The sequence below is a fragment of the Vannielia sp. SX4 genome (assembly GCF_052828525.1).
This window is the reverse complement of sequence record NZ_CM128247.1, coordinates 4,071,308-4,088,041: the sequence shown is the minus strand read 5'-3', so window position 1 is coordinate 4,088,041 and position 16,734 is coordinate 4,071,308. Positions and strand designations below refer to the sequence as shown.

The following is a 16,734-nucleotide window of genomic DNA, read 5'->3' as shown; positions in this document are numbered from 1 at the left end:
CTGAAGTTTCAGATCACTCGGTATATTCGGCAATCTTGGCGCGGGCCTCGTCGATCAGCGCCTGACCGTCGATTCCCTTCGCGTCCATGTCCTTCACCCAGGCTTCATAGATCGGCTCGGACAGTTCACGCCATTCGGCGGTCGCTTCCTCGTCGAGGGTGATGATGTTGTTACCGAGATCCACTGCGATCTGCCGTGAGGGCGCATCGGAAGCTTCCATCGTGTCACCGGCAAACATTGAGAACTCGAGGCCGGAGTTGTCGTCGATCACCTTCTTGAGGTCATCGGGCAGGCTCTCGTACTTGTCCTTGTTCATGGCCAGCACGAAAGTCAGCGTGTAGAGCGACACATCCTTGAACTCGGTGTGGTTGGGCACAAGCTCGGCCACCTTGAGTGCGGCGGTTACCTCCCAAGGAATGGTCGTGCCATCGATCACACCCTTGGACAGCGCCTCCGACACGGCCGGAACCGGCAGGCCGACCGGCGTGGCACCGAGGCTTTCCAGCAGCATGTTCACGGTGCGCGAGCCGCCGCGAATCTTCATGCCCTCAAGATCGCCCGGCTCTTCGATCGGGTCCTGAGTGTGGAACATGCCCGGCCCGTGAACCCACGTGCCGAGGATGTGGACATCCTTGAACTCGGTGTCCCGCATATGCTCTTCGAACATCTCCCAATAGGCGCGACTGGCGGCCTTGGCGGTGGTCACCATGAAGGGCAGCTCAAACACCTCGGTGCGCGGATAGCGACCGGGTGTGTAACCGACCACGGTCCAGACGATATCCGCCGAGCCGTCGATGGCTTGGTCCATCAGTTCGGGCGGCGTGCCACCGAGCTGCATCGAGGGGTAATGCTCCACCTTGATGCGCCCTTCGGACTGCTCCATCACGTCGGCGGCCCATTTATCGAGCACCAGCTTCGGCACATTGGCCTGTGGCGGCAGGAACTGGTGCATCCGCAGCGTCACCTCCTGTGCCATGGCACTCGTGGCGCCTATGGTGGCCAGGGCAATGCCGCCCAGTGCTCCCAAAATCTGTCTGCGATCCATCCTCTCACTCCTCCCGTTGGTGATGGTTTTGCATTATAGTGCCGAGATTGCCTTATATCGCATCTTCGATCCAGCTAAATTATCGATAATTTTAGCGCGCACCACAAACGAAAACGCCCCGCACGAGGCGGGGCGTTCTGCAATTCTGTTGGCCGCTTACTTGGTGTACTCGGCAATCTTCGCGCGGGCCTCGTCGATCAGGGCCTGCCCGTCGATCCCTTTGCTCTCCATGTCAGCGACCCACTCGGCGTAGATCGGCTCGGAGAGTTCTTTCCACTCTTCGGTGCCTTCGGCGTCGATGGTGATGATGTTGTTGCCAAGGTCCTCGGCGATTTTCAGGCCGGGGGCGTCCAGCTCATCCATCATCTTACCGGCCCATGCGGAGAACTCCGCGCCGGAGTTGGCGTCGAGCGCGGCCTTGGCGTCATCCGGCAGGCTCTCATACTTATCCTTGTTCATCGCGAGCACGAAGCCGAGGACGTAAAGCGCGTTGCCGGTGAACTCGGTGTGGTTGGTCACCAGTTCCGAGCTTTTCACGGCGGTGGTCACTTCCCACGGGATGGTGGTGCCGTCGATCACGCCTTTGGAGAGCGCCTCCGACACGGCAGGCACGGGCATGCCCACGGGGGTGGCGCCGAGCTTTTCGAGGAGTTGGGTCACAAGCCGTGAGCCGCCGCGGATCTTCATGCCCTCAAGGTCTTCGGGCACTTCTACCGCATCCTTGGTGTGGAACAGGCCAGGCCCGTGCACCCATGTGCCGATGATGTGCAGGTCGGCAAACTCGGTGTCTTTCATGTGGGTCTCGAACATGTCCCAAAAGGCCATCGAGGTAGCCTCGGCATTGGTTGCCATGAACGGCAATTCGAACACTTCGGTCCGGGGGAAGCGGCCCGGGGTGTAACCGATCACCGTCCAGACGATATCGGCCACACCGTCCTTGGCCTGGTCCATCAGCTCCGGCGGGGTGCCGCCAAGCTGCATCGACGGGAAGTGCTTGATGCTCAGCGTGCCATTCGATTCTTCGGCGACCTTGGCCATCCACGGTTCAAGAATCTGCGACGGCACGGCAGCCTGAGGCGGCAGCATCTGGTGCAGGTTCAGCGTTTCCTGTGCCTGAGCCTGAGCGGTGAAGCCAGCGGTAGCGAGCGCAGCGGCCCCGGCCATGTTGAGAAAGGTGCGACGGGTTTTCATTTGATCCTCCCAGAAACATGAAAACTTGGTTCGGCCCGGATCGTCGCACAGAGGCCCTGCTCGGACCATGCGATTATGCGCTGTGTTAATAAAATTTTTCTTGAGCTCTCAATGCAAAGCGCCCCGCCGAGTGGGCGGGGCGCTGCATGATTTCTATAGCGATGGCGTCAGCTGGCCGCTGCAACGGCCCGCTTGGTCAGCACGCCGATCAGGTGCGCGCGGTACTCCGCGGTGCCGTGCAGATCGCTGATCAGCCCATCCGCAGAGTGGCTGATTCCGGCCACGGCATCGGGCGAGAAGTTGCCCGCAAGCGCCTCCTCGGCCTCCGCCCAGCGGAACACGCCATCCTCGCCAGCGCCGGTTACGCCCACGCCGACGCGGTCGCCGTATTTGGCAACGAAAACGCCCACGAGCGGGAAGCGCGAGGCCGGCTGTTCGAACTTCTGGTAATCCGAGGCCTGCGGCACCGGGAAGTCGACGCCAACGATGATCTCGCCTTCTTCCAGCGCCGTGGTGAACAGCCCGTCGAAAAAGTCACCCGCGGCGATCTCACGGGTGTTGGTGCGGATCGTGGCGCCGGTGGCCATGCAGGCCGACGGGTAGCAGGCCGCCGGGTCGTTGTTGGCAAGGCTGCCGCCAATGGTCCCCCGGTTACGCACTGCCGGATCGCCGATGAGCGAGGCCAGCTTGGCGAGACCGGCAAAGCTGCCTTTCGCCTCCTTGGCCACGGTCCCGTGGGTGGTGCCGCCGCCGATCTTCATCGTGCCGCCATCCGAGGACACGCCTTTCATCTCGGCGATGCCGGTGAGCGATACCAGCTTCTCCGGCGCGTTCAGGCGCTGCTTGAGCGTGGGGATGAGCGTTTGCCCGCCCCCGAGTGCCTGCGCCCCTTCACTCGACAGCGCCGCAACGGCCTCTTCGATGGTGGAGGGTTTTTCGAAATCGAAGCTATACATGATCGTGTCTCCTCAGCCGTTCATCGCAGCCCAGACCCGGGAGGGCGAGAGCGGCATATCGATATGTTTCACATCCTTGCCGGCGCGCTGCAATGCATCGCAGACGGCATTGACCAGAGCAGGCGGGGAGCCGATGGCCCCGGCCTCGCCGCAGCCCTTCACCCCGAGCGGGTTGTGGGTGCAGGGGGTCTGGCAGGAGTGATCCACGACAAAGTTGGGCAGGTCAGCGGCCCGGGGCATGGCATAATCCATGTAGGAGCCCGAGAGCAGCTGCCCGTCATCGTCATAGGCGCAGTTTTCCAGCATTGCCTGGCCAATGCCTTGGGCGATGCCTCCGTGTACCTGGCCCTCCACGATCATCGGGTTGACGACATTGCCGAAGTCATCCGCCGCCGCGAAGGCCAGCACTTCCACCTTGCCGGTGTCCGGGTCCACCTCGACCTCGCAGCTATAGGCGCCGGAGGGGTAGGTGAAGTTGGACGGATCGTAGAAGGCGGTCTCCTCCAGCCCCGGCTCGATTTCTTCGAGCGGGTAGTTGTGAGGCACGTAGGCCGCGAGGGTCACATCGCCCCAGGCCACCGACTTGTCGGTGCCGGCCACGGTGAAGGCACCGTCCTTCAACTCGATGTCGCCTTCGGAGGCCTCCATCAGGTGCGCCGCGATCTTCTTCGCCTTGGCGATGATCTTCTCGGTCGCACGCACCATGGCGGAGCCACCCACTGCGAGCGAGCGTGAGCCGTAGGTGCCCATGCCCATCGGGGTGTTGGCGGTGTCGCCGTGAACGATCTCAACCTGGCTGGCGTCGATGCCGATCATGTCGGCCACCACCTGCGGGAAGGCTGTTTCGTGGCCCTGACCGTGGGAGTGGGAGCCGGTCATCACCGAGATCGAGCCGGTGGCGTTCACCCGCACCGTCGCGCTCTCGTAAAGCCCGGCCCGTGCGCCGAGTTGACCTACGAGGTTCGACGGCGCGATGCCGCAAGCCTCGATGTAGCAGTTCACGCCCAGCCCACGCAGCTTGCCGCGCGCCTTGCTCTCGGCGGCACGCGCCTCGAACCCGGCGAAATCGGCCACCTCGATGAGCTTGTCCATCGTGGCGTTGTAGTTGCCGGTGTCATATTCCACCGCAACCGGCGTGGCATAGGGGAACTCGGTGATAAAGTTCTTCCGGCGCAGCTCGATCGGGTCCATCCCGATCTCGCGGGCGGCCTTGTCGATCACCCGCTCCAGCTGGAAGGTCGCCTCCGGGCGGCCTGCACCGCGATAGGCATCCACAGGCACTGTGTTGGTGAACACGGCTTTGACGTTCACGTAGATCAACGGCGTCTTGTAGTTGCCGGCCATCAGCGTGCCGTGCAGCCAAGTCGGCACCGAAGGCGCGAAGGTGGAGAGGTAAGCCCCCATATTCGCGTAGGTCTCGGTGCGCAGGGCGGTGAAGTTGCCCTCGGCATCCATCGCCAGCTCGATCTTGGTCACGTGGTCACGGCCATGGGCGTCGGAGATGAAAGCCTCCGAACGCGAGCAGGTCCACTTGACCGGGCGCCGGATCTCCTTGGCGGCGAAGGTGCAAAAGGCCTCTTCAGCGTAGTGGAAGATTTTGGTGCCAAAACCGCCGCCCACATCAGGCGCGACGACCCGCAGCTTGTGCTCGGGAATGCCCAGCACGAAAGCGCCCATGAGCAGACGGATCACATGCGGGTTCTGCGAGGTAGTGTAAAGCGTGTGATCGCCGGTCGCATCGTTGAAGTCGCCCACGGCCACGCGGGGCTCCATCGGGTTGGCGACGAGGCGGTTGTTCTTGAGCTCCAGCGTGGTGACATGGTGGGCCGCCTTGATGGCATCATCCACTGCCTGACGGTTGTCTTCGACAAAGCCCCAGTCGTAGCAGAGGTTGCTCGTCAGGTCGTCATGCACCTTGGGTGCGCCGTCCTGAACCGCGGCCTTCATGTCAATCACCGCCGGAAGGTCGGTGATGTCCACGTCGATCGCTTCGGCGGCATCGCGCGCCTGTTCGAGGCTCTCGGCGACGACAGCGGCAATCGGGTCGCCCACGTGGCGGACCTTGCCCTGTGCCAGCACCGGATGTGGCGGCTCCTGCATCGGCTCGCCGTGGCGGTCGGTCACCTGCCACCCGCAGGGAAGGCCGCCGATGCCTTCAAAATCCTTGCCCGTGAACACGCGGATCACGCCCGGCATGCCCTCGGCTGCACTGGTGTCCACATTGTTCAGCTTGCCATGCGCCACGTCGGAGCGCAGAAAGTACACGTAGGTCTGGTTGTTGATGTTGATGTCGTCGGTATACTTGCCTTTGCCGGTCAAGAACCGCACGTCTTCGCGCCGCTTGGTGCTGGCGCCAATGCCACCGTCTTTGGGCATCTCATATCCTCCCTTGGGGATGGTGGGCCGGGCCCACCCTAAAGCTGATCCGGCCCGCAGAGCGGGGGCCGGGATGGCTCACTCAGCGGCGATCGCGCTCACGTCCTGCCCGCTGGCTGCCATGATCGCCTTGACGATGTTGTGGTAGCCGGTGCAGCGGCAGATGTTGCCCTGCAGGTAGTTGCGCACTTCCTGTTCGGTCGGCTTGGGGTTCTCTTTAAGGAGCGCCGCCGCTGACATCACCATGCCGGGAGTGCAGAAGCCGCACTGGAGACCGTGGTGATCCTGAAAGGCCTGCTGGATCGTGTTGAGCGAGCCGTCGGCGTTGGCCTGGCCCTCGATGGTGCTCACCTCGGCGCCGTCGGCTTCCTGAGCGAACATGGTGCAGGCCTTCACGGCCTCGCCGTTCACATGCACCACGCAGGCGCCGCACTGGCTGGTGTCGCAGCCCACGTGGGTGCCGGTGAGGTTCAGCTCTTCTCGCAAGAACGAAACAAGGAGGGTGCGCCCCTCCGCTTCGCCGGTCCGGGACTTCCCGTTGACCGTCATTGTTACCGTTGCCATTGCAATCCTCCCTGTGTGGTTATCCTGGCTTGAAATTCGCTTGGGTCGGGGAGGGTCAGCTGCCGGTCAGGCGCTTGAGCCACCCTTTCTTTTCTGTCGGCGCATCTTCCGCCGGGTCGGCCTCGCCCTCGGGCGGGCCTTCGATGGCGGTCTGGAAGTTCTCGAAGAACTGGTCGGCCATCTTTTTTGCGAAACCGTCGATGATGCGGCTGCCCAGCTGTGCCAGCTTGCCGCCCACCTTGGCCTCGACCTTGTAGGTCAGCTCGGTGCCCTCGGGCACCTCCTTGAGCTCGACATCGGCACCGCCCTTGGCAAAGCCTGCGGCGCCCCCTTTGCCTTCACCGGATATGGTAAGGCTGTTCGGCTCGTTCATCTCGGAGAGGGTCACAGCCCCCTTGAAGGTGGCCTTCACCGGCCCGACCTTCTGCACCACGGTGGCCTCGAAGCCCTCTTCCGGCGAGCCGGACATTTCCGTGCAGCCCGGCACACAGGCCTTGAGCACGTCTGCATCGAGCAGGCCGTTCCATACGGTCTGCGGGTCCGCCTTGATCACGCGGCTGTCGCTGAGTTCCATGAATCACCTCCCTCGCTTGAAACAGACCCTAGGAAGCGCACGGGCTTGCGCCTATTCGACCAAAGGCTTGGGTCCGAAGTATGTCGGCGCTTTGGCCGGTCCAGTGCCCGCGCCGAAATACTCACCCGCCCCCGACCAATTGGCAAGTGACCACCCGCGCCCGCGCCGTTATTCTGGGGATATGGACAGGATCGAACGTGATATACCCAAGGGCGCGCTCACCGGATGGGCGCTGGTGGTCGATGACCACCCGCTGTTCTGCGACGCGCTGGAGCTGACCCTCACGAGCGTGGCCTCTTTCAAGGAGGTCCGCACCTGCGACCGGCTCGAGGTGGCCATCGACATGCTTGATGGCGATCTGCCCGATCTCGTGGTGCTCGACCTGAACCTGCCCGACGTTTCCGGCCTCGACGGTCTGATCCGGCTCAAGGCCACCGCGCGCGGTGTGCCGGTAATCGTCGTCTCGTCGATGGCCGAGAATCAGGTGATCTCTGCCGCACTCAAGGCCGGGGCCTCGGGTTTTGTGCCCAAGCACAGCCCGCGCAGCACCTTTCGCGACGCACTTGCCGCCGTGTCGCGCGGCGAAAGCTACGTGCCGGAGGGCTTTGTCGCCACCGAGGCCAACGGCGACAGCGAGGCCAGCGATGCGGTCGAGCGCCTGTCGACCCTGACCGCCCAGCAGTCTCGAATTCTGCAGCTTATCTGTCAGGGCAAGCTCAACAAGCAAATCGCCTTCGACCTCGCAATCGCCGAAACCACCGTGAAGGCGCATGTGACCGCTATCATGCGCAAGCTCGGGGTCCAGAGCCGCACACAGGCGGTTCTCGTTGCAAGCCAAGCGCGATTTTCCTCCGTATTGCCAAGCGCGCCGGTCTCCTCCTAACTTGTCCTGCCGCGGAGGGAGGAGTGCCCGCGACATGCTGGAGGAGAGCATTTGACCCCCGAAACCGACGCCCCGAGGCCGCTGAACCCTCAGGAACTCGGCCCGCAAATGGCCGAGGTTTTTGCATCCGATCCTGATGTCATCGGCGTCCTCGCCGAAGAACTGGGGCCTGGCCCCTTTGCCCTCGTCTGCCTGTTTGCCAGCCCGGAATGCCAGTTCGATAAGCTGATGAAGGCCGCTGCCAAACGGTTTGGCTCGGCCCAAGTGATGGGGTGCACCACCGCAGGAGAGATCGGCCGCGCCGGCTATGCAGAGGGGCGGGTCGTAGCTGTGGCCTTCCCCGCGGCGGCTTTCTCCGCCACTGCGCTGCTCATCAGCGAGTTGGGTGGACAGGATGCCCAGGCCTTCGGCGACCAACTCGCGAGGGAACGGCTGACCTTGGCCGAGCAAAACCCCGACCGGCCAAACGCCTTTGCTTTCCTGCTGGTCGATGGCCTCTCACTAAAGGAAGATATCCTCGCCGCTTCGCTCTCGCCGGCGCTGGGCGGCATTCCTCTCTTTGGCGGCTCCGCCGGCGACGGCGTAGATTTTGCCCGCACACGCGTCGGTCTCAACGGCGTCGTGGCGCAAGATGCCGCCGTCTTGGCGCTTGTCCGCACCACCCTTCCGGCCCGTGTGTTCTCTCTCGACCACCTCCAGCCTACCGATGACCGGATGGTCGTGACCGAGGCCGACCCGAAGGCGCGGATCGTGAAGTCGATCAATGCGGAGCCTGCAGCCCGCGAATACGCCCGGATCGTCGGCAAGGATCCCAATCAGCTCGATACCTTCACCTTCGCCGCCCATCCGGTCGTCGTCCGGATCGGGGCCGAGCACCATGTGCGGGCAATCCAGCGGGTGACTGAGGAGGGTGACCTCCAGTTCTTCTCCGCCATCGACGAAGGCATGGTTCTGACAGTCGCCAACAAGCAGGATATCGTCGCCCACCTCGACGCCGAGCTTACGGCTTTGGCCGAGCCGGTCGCGCCGCTTTCGATCCTTGGCTGCGATTGCGTGCTGCGGCGGATCGAGGCCGAGCAGGCCCAATCTGTCCGCGCGCTGTCCGACACGCTGGTGCGCCACAAGGTCGTGGGCTTCAACACCTACGGCGAGCAGATCGGCCCTTTGCACGTGAATCAGACCATTACGGGCGTCGCCTTCTACCCGCCGCGCGAGGTGAGCTAGATGATGCTCATCAACCCTGAAGACAGTCTCGAGCGGCAGAACGAGAAACTCCTCCAGATCGTCCAGTCGCTGATGCGTCGTGTGGAGCAGAAGAGCGAAGAGAGCGGCGTCGCCTACGCGCAGTTCGAGCGGGCCGCCCTGCTGGAAGGGCAGGTGCGTGACCGCACAATGCAGCTCGAGCGCGCCCTTGATCTCTTGCAGGATTCCAACGCCCGGTTGGCCCGCGCCAACAGCTCAGCCGAGGCCGCCCGCTCCAACCTCGCCGACGCCATCGAGACCGTGGCCGAGGGCTTCGCGCTCTTCGATGCCTCCGAAAGCCTCGTGCTCGCCAACAGCCGCTTCTGCAAGGCGCTGACAGATATCAAGCCGCGCCTCGTCGAGGGGCTTGCCTTTGCCGATTACGTGCAACTGGTGGCCAACAGCCGCGACCTTTCACTGCCCGAAGGCGAGTCGCCGAAGGATTGGGCGGCGCGGCGGATGCGGCGCCACGGCGATGCCCACTCCGTTTTCAACGTCTCCCTCAACCGTGACCGCTGGCTTCAGGTCTCCGAGCACCGCACGGCTTCTGGCGGTACGGTGATCCTGCAGACCGATGTTACCTCTATCTTCCGGGCCGAACGGCGCGAGCGCGAAAAGCTGCAACACGGCCACGTGCAGATGCTTCAGGCGACGCTGGATCACCTCACTCAAGGTGTCGCGATCTTCGACGCGCAGGCGCGGCTGGCCGGGTGGAATGACCGGCTGGGCGAGCTGTTCGACATCACCCTGCCTGAGCGCACCCTCGGGTCGTCTTTTGCAGAGCTGGCTCGACAAATTGCCGAAACGGCGCTCTTCATCGAGGGTCGCAGCCAAGAAACGCTCGTTGAATGGGCCGCGCAACGGGGCCGCCGCCAGCCGCTGACCTTCGAGCTGCAAACCGAGGCCAACCGCTTCTTGCAGGGGTTCGCGCAGGAGATGCCCGATCGCGGTTTCGTGGTGTCCTTCACCGATGTCACCTCAGAGCGGCAAGCCTCGCTGGCCCTGCAGCAGATCAACGAATTGCTCGAGCACCGGGTCGAGGAGCGCACGCTGGAGCTGGAGGAAGCACTGGAAGAGGCCGAACGTGCCAACACCTCGAAGTCCCGCTTCGTTGCCGCCGCCAGCCATGACCTCATGCAGCCACTCTCTGCCGCCAAGCTCTTCTTGTCGTCCCTGACCGAGGCCGCGGGCCCGGGCCGCCCCGGTGAGCTGGCTGACAAAGCAACTCAGGCGCTGGGCAATGTCGAAGACATCATCACCGCCCTGCTCGATATCTCGAAACTCGATCTGGGGCGGGCCAGCTTTGATGTGCAATCGGTCCCGCTCAAGGCCATCTTCGAACCCCTGCGGCACCAGCTCGAACCCACGGCCCGTGCCAAGGGAATTGGCCTGCGCATCATAGACACCAATCTCACTGTGCGGAGCGACCCGGCCTTTCTGCGGCGGATCGTGCAAAACCTCGTCTCGAACGCGGTAAACTACACCGACACCGGCAAGGTCATCCTTGGCGTCCGACGCAACGGCAGCGCGGCTCGCATCGAAGTGTGGGACAGCGGTCGTGGCATTGCGCCCGAGGATCAGGCTCTCGTGTTTCAGGAGTTCAAACGCCTTGAAACGCGCGGCGACGGCCTTGGGCTTGGGCTCGCCATCGTAGAGCGGGCCTGCAAAGGGCTCGGCCACCCGCTGTCGCTCTGGTCCGAAAAGGGCGTAGGCAGTTGCTTTTCCCTCAACGTGCCTGTGGCCGAAAGCACCACTGTGCCCTCGGTGAAGGCACCCGCCGCGCAACCTGATCTGCGCGACAAGGGCCCTCTGGTTTTGCTCGTCGAGAATGACACGGCCCTTGCCCGTGCCCTGACCCAGATGATTGAGGGCTGGGGCGCGCATGTGCTCCACGCCCATAACGCCCCCGAAGCGCTCGAACTTCTGGCCGAGGTTCAGCTCAAGCCCGACGCCATGCTGCTCGACGAACAGTTGGGCCACGGAATGACCGGAACAGAACTTTATAGCCTGCTTACGGGGCGGTTCGGCACCATCCCGGCCCGTATCCTCTCGGCAGACCGCTCCCGCCGCCTCCGCGAGGCCTGCGCCGCCCTCGGGCTGGAGCTGCTCGGCAAGCCGGTGGACCGCGACCGGATCGGGGCATTCCTCGTGGGTGTGTGACCTGCCTCTTGTCAAATGCAATAATTTGAATATATAGGCATCAACGAACAGGAACGGTCGCAGCCCTCAGGTGTCATGGCGGCCAGAACGGAGATGTCCCGCGCATGGAAACAGAGTTCACACCCTATGCATCTCTTGGCGGCGGCCTGCTAATCGGCTTGGCCGCGGTGATGCTCATGGCTACCCTTGGCCGCATCTTCGGCGCTACCGGCATCCTCGCAGGGTTCATCCAGCCGGACAGTTCCTCCGAGTTCTCGTGGCGCGCCGCCCTGCTCGCAGGCATGGTCTCCGGCCCCGCACTCTACCTCGCGATCACCGGCAATTGGCCCGCGATAGAGGTGCCCGTCTCGACGCCGATGTTGGCGCTGGGCGGTTTGATCGTAGGGGCCGGTGTCACCTACGGCGCGGGCTGCACATCAGGCCACGGTGTCTGCGGTATGGCGCGGCTCTCGCCGCGCTCCATCGTGGCCACGCTCACATTCATGGCGGGCACGGCAGCGACCGTTTACGTCATCCGCCATGTGATCGGAGGCTGAGCAGATGAAAAAGCACATTCTCATCTACCTGATCGGCCTCACCTTCGGCCTCGGCATCTCGATTTCCGGCATGGCCAACCCGGCCAAGGTGATCAACTTCTTCGACTTCGCCGGCAGCTGGGACCCTTCCCTTGCTTTCGTGATGGGCGGCGCCGTGACCGTGGCCTTCATCGGCTACCGGCTGGTCTTCCGCCGCGAGGCGCCGATCTGGGGCAAGGGCTTCAACCTGCCTGGCACCCGCCAGATCGACGCGCGCCTCATCGGCGGCAGCCTCGTCTTTGGCATCGGCTGGGGCATCGCGGGCTTCTGCCCGGGCGGGGCCCTTCCTGCGCTCGGCACGGGCCGCAGCGAGGTCTTCATCTTCGTCGTGGCGCTGGTCGCAGGCATCCTGCTGGCCAAGGCGCTTCAAAAAGCTTCCGCGCGAAAGAAACCCAAGGCGGCACAGGCCTGAGCGCCCCGCCGGAAATGGAGGTTCACATGAGCGACTACCCGATCGACATCACCGTCACCCCCGAGGTCAAAGCCTTCTTCGACGAGGCGACAAACACCATCTCTTACGTGGTCAAAGACCCGGCCAGCCATCATTGCGCCGTGATCGACAGCGTGATGGATATCGACTACGCCGCTGGCCGTATCACCTATGACAACGCCGACGACATCATCGCCTATGTGCAGGACAACGGCCTCACCGTCGATTGGCTGATCGAAACCCACGTCCATGCCGATCACCTCTCTGCCGCGCCCTACATCCAGCAAAAGCTGGGCGGCAAGATCGGCATCGGCGAGCAGATCACCACCGTGCAGGACACCTTCGGCAAGGTCTTCAACGAGGGCACCGAGTTTCAGCGCGATGGCTCGCAGTTCGATGCGCTCTTCGTGGATGGCGACACCTACAAGATCGGCAATCTCAAGGCCGTCGCGCTCTATACGCCCGGCCACACGCCTGCCTGCATGACTCATGTCATCGGCAACGCGGCTTTCGTCGGCGATACGCTCTTCATGCCTGATGGCGGCTCGGCCCGGGCCGACTTTCCGGGCGGTGATGCGGGCGTGCTCTACGACAGCATCATGAAGGTGCTCGCCCTGCCCGGGGAGATGCGCCTCTTCATGTGCCACGATTACGCCCCCGGTGGCCGCGAGATCCAATGGGAGACGACCGTGGCCGAGGAAAAGGCCAACAACATCCACGTTGGTGCGGGCAAGTCGAAGGAAGATTTCATTAAGTTCCGCACCGAGCGTGATGCCACGCTCGACATGCCCAAGCTCATAATCCCTTCGCTGCAAGTGAATATGCGCGCGGGTGAGATCCCGACCGACAAGGACGGCAAGCCGATGCTCAAAGTCCCTCTGAACGGGCTCTGAGAAATGACCACGCCTGTCCAGCTCGATGGCAACTACTTCGTCGCCCCCCAGATAACGTCGGATGAAATCGGTGGCCTTGCTGCCGCGGGGTTCCGGGTGATCATCAACAACCGGCCCGACGGCGAGGTGCCGGGCCAGCCGAGCAGTGCCGAGATCAGGACCGAGGCGCAGCGCCACGGCCTGGCCTATCACCACATCCCGCTGTCTGGGCGCGAGGTGCACGAGGGCGACACCGACGCGCTGGAGGCAGCGCTTTCCTCCGCGCCGGGCACAACACTGGCTTTCTGCCGCTCCGGCATGCGGTCTGCGATGATCTGGGCTGCCCGTGAGTGCCGCCTGCGCCCGGCGGCGGATGTCGCCCGACAAGCCGCCGCCGCAGGGTATGACCTTTCGGCCTTCCTCGGCACCACGGGAGCCTGAGGTGAAGCCCGCCTTCCGCCGCGTTCTGCCTGTCTTCGACTGGGGCCGCACCTACAACCGTGATGCCCTCTCGAACGACCTGATCGCGGCGGTGATCGTGACGATCATGCTGATCCCGCAGTCGCTGGCCTACGCACTTCTTGCCGGCCTGCCGCCCGAGGCCGGGATCTACGCCTCCATCGTGCCGATCATCCTCTACGCCATCTTCGGCACTTCCCGCGCGCTGGCGGTCGGGCCGGTGGCCGTGGTCTCGCTGATGACCGCCGCCGCCGTGGGGCAGGTGGCCGAGCAAGGCACTATGGGCTACGCCGCCGCAGCACTCACGCTGGCACTGCTGTCTGGAGGCATGCTGCTGTTGCTCGGTGTGTTCAAGTTGGGCTTTCTCGCCAACTTCCTCTCGCACCCCGTCATCGCCGGCTTCATCACCGCCTCAGGCATCCTGATCGCGACCTCGCAGGTCAAGCATGTGCTCGGCGTGCAGGGCGGCGGCCACAACCTGCTGGAAATGCTGGGTAACCTCGCCTCCCAACTCGGTCAGATCAACCTGATCACCCTCATTATCGGTGTAACGGCCACTGTATTCCTCTTCTGGGTTCGCAAGGGGTTGAAGCCCTTTCTGCTCAACGCGGGCCTTAAGCCGCGATTAGCGGATATCGTGACCAAGGCCGGTCCCGTGGCCGCCGTGGTCGCCACCACCCTGGTCACCTGGGCCTTAAATCTGTCGGATCATGGCGTGGAGATCGTTGGCTCGGTGCCACAGGCTCTGCCGCCGCTCACCATGCCCGATCTCTCGATCGACCTGCTGACGGCGCTCTTCGTGCCTGCGCTGCTGATCTCGATCATCGGCTTCGTCGAATCCATCTCGGTCGCCCAGACCCTCGCCGCAAAAAAGCGCCAGCGGATCGACCCCGATCAGGAACTTATCGGCCTCGGGGCGGCCAACATCGGCGCGGCCTTCACCGGCGGCTATCCGGTCACCGGCGGCTTTGCCCGCTCGGTTGTCAACTTCGACGCGGGAGCCGAAACCCCGGCCGCCGGGGCTTACACCGCGCTCGGCCTCGCCATCGCCGCCATCGCGCTCACCCCGCTAGTGTACTTCCTGCCCAAGGCCACGCTGGCGGCCACCATCATTGTGGCCGTGCTTTCGCTGGTGGACTTCACAATCCTCAAGAACAGCTGGACGTATAATCGCGCCGACTTTGCCGCCGTGCTCGTGACCATCATGCTTACCCTCGGCTTCGGCGTCGAAAGCGGGGTGACGGCGGGCGTGGTCATTTCCGTCGGCCTTTTCCTCTACCGCACATCCAAACCCCACATCGCCGAGGTCGGGCTGGTGCCGGGCACCCAGCATTTTCGCAACGTGCTGCGCCACATGGTCGAAACCTCGCCAACCCTCCTGACCATCCGCATTGACGAGAGCCTCTATTTCGCCAACGCGCGCTACCTGGAGGATTACGTGCTCGACCGCGTGGTGAAAAATCCCGAGCTGCGTGACGTGGTGCTCATGTGCTCTGCCGTGAATGAAATCGACCTTTCCGCGCTGGAATCGCTAGAGGCGCTCAACAACCGGCTGGCAGACCTGAACATGCGGCTCCACATGTCTGAGGTGAAAGGCCCGGTGACCGACCGTCTTGCCCGCACCCACTTCTTCGAGGCGCTCTCGGGCGAGCTGTTTCTGGCGCAGTACGATGCCTATCAGGCACTTGCCGGAAACAGGCCAGCCTGACCCGTAACCGCAGCTTTATCACCTCAACAGGATCACCGGAGCCGGGCCAATCGGTGCAGGCCCGATACGGGTTTGCCCGTTCTTGAAATTGAGCGGAATATCCAGCGTTTTCGGGCTGCCCGCCAACTGGCTCGCAATCTCAAGCGCCGCGGTGATCGGCGTCTCGAAGTCCGCCGGGACGACGCCTGAGGCAACGCCCACGGCCAGTATTTCGCGCCAGTTCGTGGCCTTCACCAGCACCGAGCCTTCCGGCACGCCCGCCTCGTTCACCTCAAAATTGCCGGCCAGCTTCAACTCCATCTGCCCCCACTTCGCTCCGGCCAGCTTGATCTCTACGTGCCGGGGCTGAGGGCGGGCCTGCTCAATCGCGCGCCGGTCCCAAGGGGCTGAAAAGCGGATCGTTAGATCTGCTGTCACCGAGTCCAGCGTGTCGGGCACAAGATCCGCGGCGTTCAACTCCGCCAGCAGCTTCGACGGCACCTGCCAAGCCTCTGCGGAGAAGCTGATCTGATGCAGCGCAGGGTCCGGAAAGTCTTCCGGCAGGGTCCGTGTGGCCAGCCGCCCCTTGGTGAGCCGGCTCGTCCATCCTGCATCCGAGACCAGCTCGATCCCGTCCAGCTCAAAGCTCGACCTTTTCAGCGCCAGCGAGGTGGGCGTCAGCATCAGGCTGCCACGCAGCCGTTCGGATGTGATCTCAAGCCGTTCGAACGGCGTTTGCAGGCTTTGCCGGTCCGGCCAGACGGCGATCACGTGGTAGGGCTTGTAGCTGAGGGCAAGGCTCTGGAAGAACGGTGCTGACCATGCCCAGCCGGTGCGCGGATCGGCGAGGCGCACCTCGTCCAGCTCAAGGTCGAACCGGTTGGGAAAGCCCCGCACCACGACCCGCTCGGCCTCCGCCTGCCAGCCCTCGGCCCGACGGTCCTCGAGCCAGAAGGTCACCGCCTTCTCCAGCCCCCAGGCCCCCACCGCCCAGTATCCGCCCCATGCGAGAGCGGCGACCAAGACCACAACGATCATCCGGCGCAGCATGCACGCCCCTTTCGGTTTTCAACGCGATCTGGTTTACCGGGCCGCAGATGGAAAGGCGAGGCGGATGATCCCCGACAATGACTTGCCCAGCCCGCTCTGGGTCTTTGGCTATGGCAGCTTGCTGTGGAACCCCGGTTTCGAGGTCGCCGAAGAGCGGCTGGCCCGGCTTAACGGCTATCACCGGGCCTTCTGCATGTCGTCCATCCACCACCGCGGCACGGAGGAGAGCCCGGGGCTCGTTCTGGCGCTGGACGCAGAGAAAGATGCGTCGTGTCAAGGAGTTGCCCTGCGGGTCATGCCCGGGCAGGAGCCCGAGGTTCTGGCGGCACTGCGTGAGCGCGAACTGATCTCGTCGGCTTATTTCGAGGCGGTCGTCACTTTGCACGCCGAAGGGCACGCCCCATTTCAGGCGCTGGCCTACGTAATCGACCGCGAGCATGTACAGTACTGCGGCGGTCTCACGCTGGAGCGGCAGGCCGAGATCATCGCTCATGCCCACGGCGGGCGCGGGCCGAACACCGAGTACCTCTTCAACACCGCCGATCACCTCGCCGAACTCGGCATCGCCGACCCCGATCTGGCCTGGCTCGCGGCCCGGTTGCGCAACGAGGCGTGAGGCCTTTGTGATTGGCAACGCCGGGCCGCCCCCCTAAGCTGCCGCCAAGAAACA

At 63.8% G+C, this 16,734-nt stretch carries 16 protein-coding genes; 9 read left to right on the top strand and 7 right to left on the bottom strand.

The window, feature by feature from the left end; all coding sequences use genetic code 11:
* Positions 1-13 precede the first annotated feature (13 nt).
* The 6 genes from ACUXVX_RS20285 to ACUXVX_RS20260 all read right to left on the bottom strand — a co-directional run bounded on the left by ACUXVX_RS20285 (position 14) and on the right by ACUXVX_RS20260 (position 6,706).
* Positions 14-1,045, bottom strand: coding sequence for a TRAP transporter substrate-binding protein (locus ACUXVX_RS20285; RefSeq protein WP_446309716.1), 1,032 nt, complete (start codon positions 1,043-1,045; stop codon positions 14-16).
* Between the two features lie 156 nt (positions 1,046-1,201).
* The gene (locus tag ACUXVX_RS20280; protein WP_446309715.1) at positions 1,202-2,236 is read right to left on the bottom strand and encodes a TRAP transporter substrate-binding protein; all 1,035 of its coding nucleotides are present in this window, start codon (positions 2,234-2,236) and stop codon (positions 1,202-1,204) included.
* A gap of 167 nt (positions 2,237-2,403) precedes the next feature.
* Entirely contained in the window at positions 2,404-3,192 is a 789-nt protein-coding gene (locus ACUXVX_RS20275) for an FAD binding domain-containing protein (RefSeq protein WP_446309714.1), read from the bottom strand.
* Positions 3,193-3,204: 12 nt separating this feature from the next.
* Positions 3,205-5,568 (bottom strand): xanthine dehydrogenase family protein molybdopterin-binding subunit, encoded by a 2,364-nt coding sequence (locus tag ACUXVX_RS20270; protein ID WP_446309713.1) that lies wholly within the window; start codon positions 5,566-5,568, stop codon positions 3,205-3,207.
* Between the two features lie 78 nt (positions 5,569-5,646).
* Positions 5,647-6,132, bottom strand: coding sequence for a (2Fe-2S)-binding protein (locus tag ACUXVX_RS20265; RefSeq protein ID WP_222471885.1), 486 nt, complete (start codon positions 6,130-6,132; stop codon positions 5,647-5,649).
* A gap of 55 nt (positions 6,133-6,187) precedes the next feature.
* Positions 6,188-6,706: a CoxG family protein gene (locus ACUXVX_RS20260; RefSeq protein ID WP_222496656.1), complete on the bottom strand. Its 519-nt coding sequence runs from the start codon at positions 6,704-6,706 to the stop codon at positions 6,188-6,190.
* 181 nt (positions 6,707-6,887) lie between these two features.
* Between ACUXVX_RS20260 and ACUXVX_RS20255 the strand changes: the two genes are divergently transcribed.
* From ACUXVX_RS20255 to ACUXVX_RS20220, 8 genes are all read left to right on the top strand, one after another.
* Positions 6,888-7,589: a response regulator transcription factor gene (locus ACUXVX_RS20255; protein ID WP_446309712.1), complete on the top strand. Its 702-nt coding sequence runs from the start codon at positions 6,888-6,890 to the stop codon at positions 7,587-7,589.
* 108 nt (positions 7,590-7,697) lie between these two features.
* The gene (locus tag ACUXVX_RS20250; RefSeq protein ID WP_446311572.1) at positions 7,698-8,813 is read left to right on the top strand and encodes an FIST N-terminal domain-containing protein; all 1,116 of its coding nucleotides are present in this window, start codon (positions 7,698-7,700) and stop codon (positions 8,811-8,813) included.
* Positions 8,814-10,991: a PAS-domain containing protein gene (locus ACUXVX_RS20245; RefSeq protein WP_446309711.1), complete on the top strand. Its 2,178-nt coding sequence runs from the start codon at positions 8,814-8,816 to the stop codon at positions 10,989-10,991.
* Between the two features lie 104 nt (positions 10,992-11,095).
* A complete protein-coding gene (locus ACUXVX_RS20240; RefSeq protein WP_446309710.1) occupies positions 11,096-11,527 on the top strand; it encodes a YeeE/YedE family protein in 432 nt (143 codons plus the stop codon).
* A 4-nt stretch (positions 11,528-11,531) separates the two neighbouring features.
* Positions 11,532-11,978, top strand: coding sequence for a DUF6691 family protein (locus tag ACUXVX_RS20235; RefSeq protein ID WP_446309709.1), 447 nt, complete (start codon positions 11,532-11,534; stop codon positions 11,976-11,978).
* 26 nt (positions 11,979-12,004) lie between these two features.
* Positions 12,005-12,889, top strand: a complete 885-nt coding sequence (locus tag ACUXVX_RS20230; protein ID WP_446309708.1) for an MBL fold metallo-hydrolase — start codon at positions 12,005-12,007, stop codon at positions 12,887-12,889.
* A 3-nt stretch (positions 12,890-12,892) separates the two neighbouring features.
* Positions 12,893-13,309: a TIGR01244 family sulfur transferase gene (locus ACUXVX_RS20225; RefSeq protein ID WP_446309707.1), complete on the top strand. Its 417-nt coding sequence runs from the start codon at positions 12,893-12,895 to the stop codon at positions 13,307-13,309.
* Position 13,310: 1 nt separating this feature from the next.
* Positions 13,311-15,035, top strand: coding sequence for a SulP family inorganic anion transporter (locus tag ACUXVX_RS20220; RefSeq protein ID WP_446309706.1), 1,725 nt, complete (start codon positions 13,311-13,313; stop codon positions 15,033-15,035).
* A gap of 18 nt (positions 15,036-15,053) precedes the next feature.
* Here ACUXVX_RS20220 and ACUXVX_RS20215 read toward each other — a convergent pair whose 3' ends face one another.
* Positions 15,054-16,064 carry a DUF2125 domain-containing protein gene (locus ACUXVX_RS20215; protein WP_446309705.1) on the bottom strand — a complete coding sequence of 337 codons (1,011 nt, stop codon included), beginning with the start codon at positions 16,062-16,064 and terminating at the stop codon, positions 15,054-15,056.
* A gap of 64 nt (positions 16,065-16,128) precedes the next feature.
* Here ACUXVX_RS20215 and ACUXVX_RS20210 point away from each other — a divergent pair, with 64 nt between their 5' ends.
* Positions 16,129-16,680: a gamma-glutamylcyclotransferase gene (locus tag ACUXVX_RS20210; protein ID WP_446309704.1), complete on the top strand. Its 552-nt coding sequence runs from the start codon at positions 16,129-16,131 to the stop codon at positions 16,678-16,680.
* The last annotated feature ends 54 nt before the right edge of the window (positions 16,681-16,734 follow it).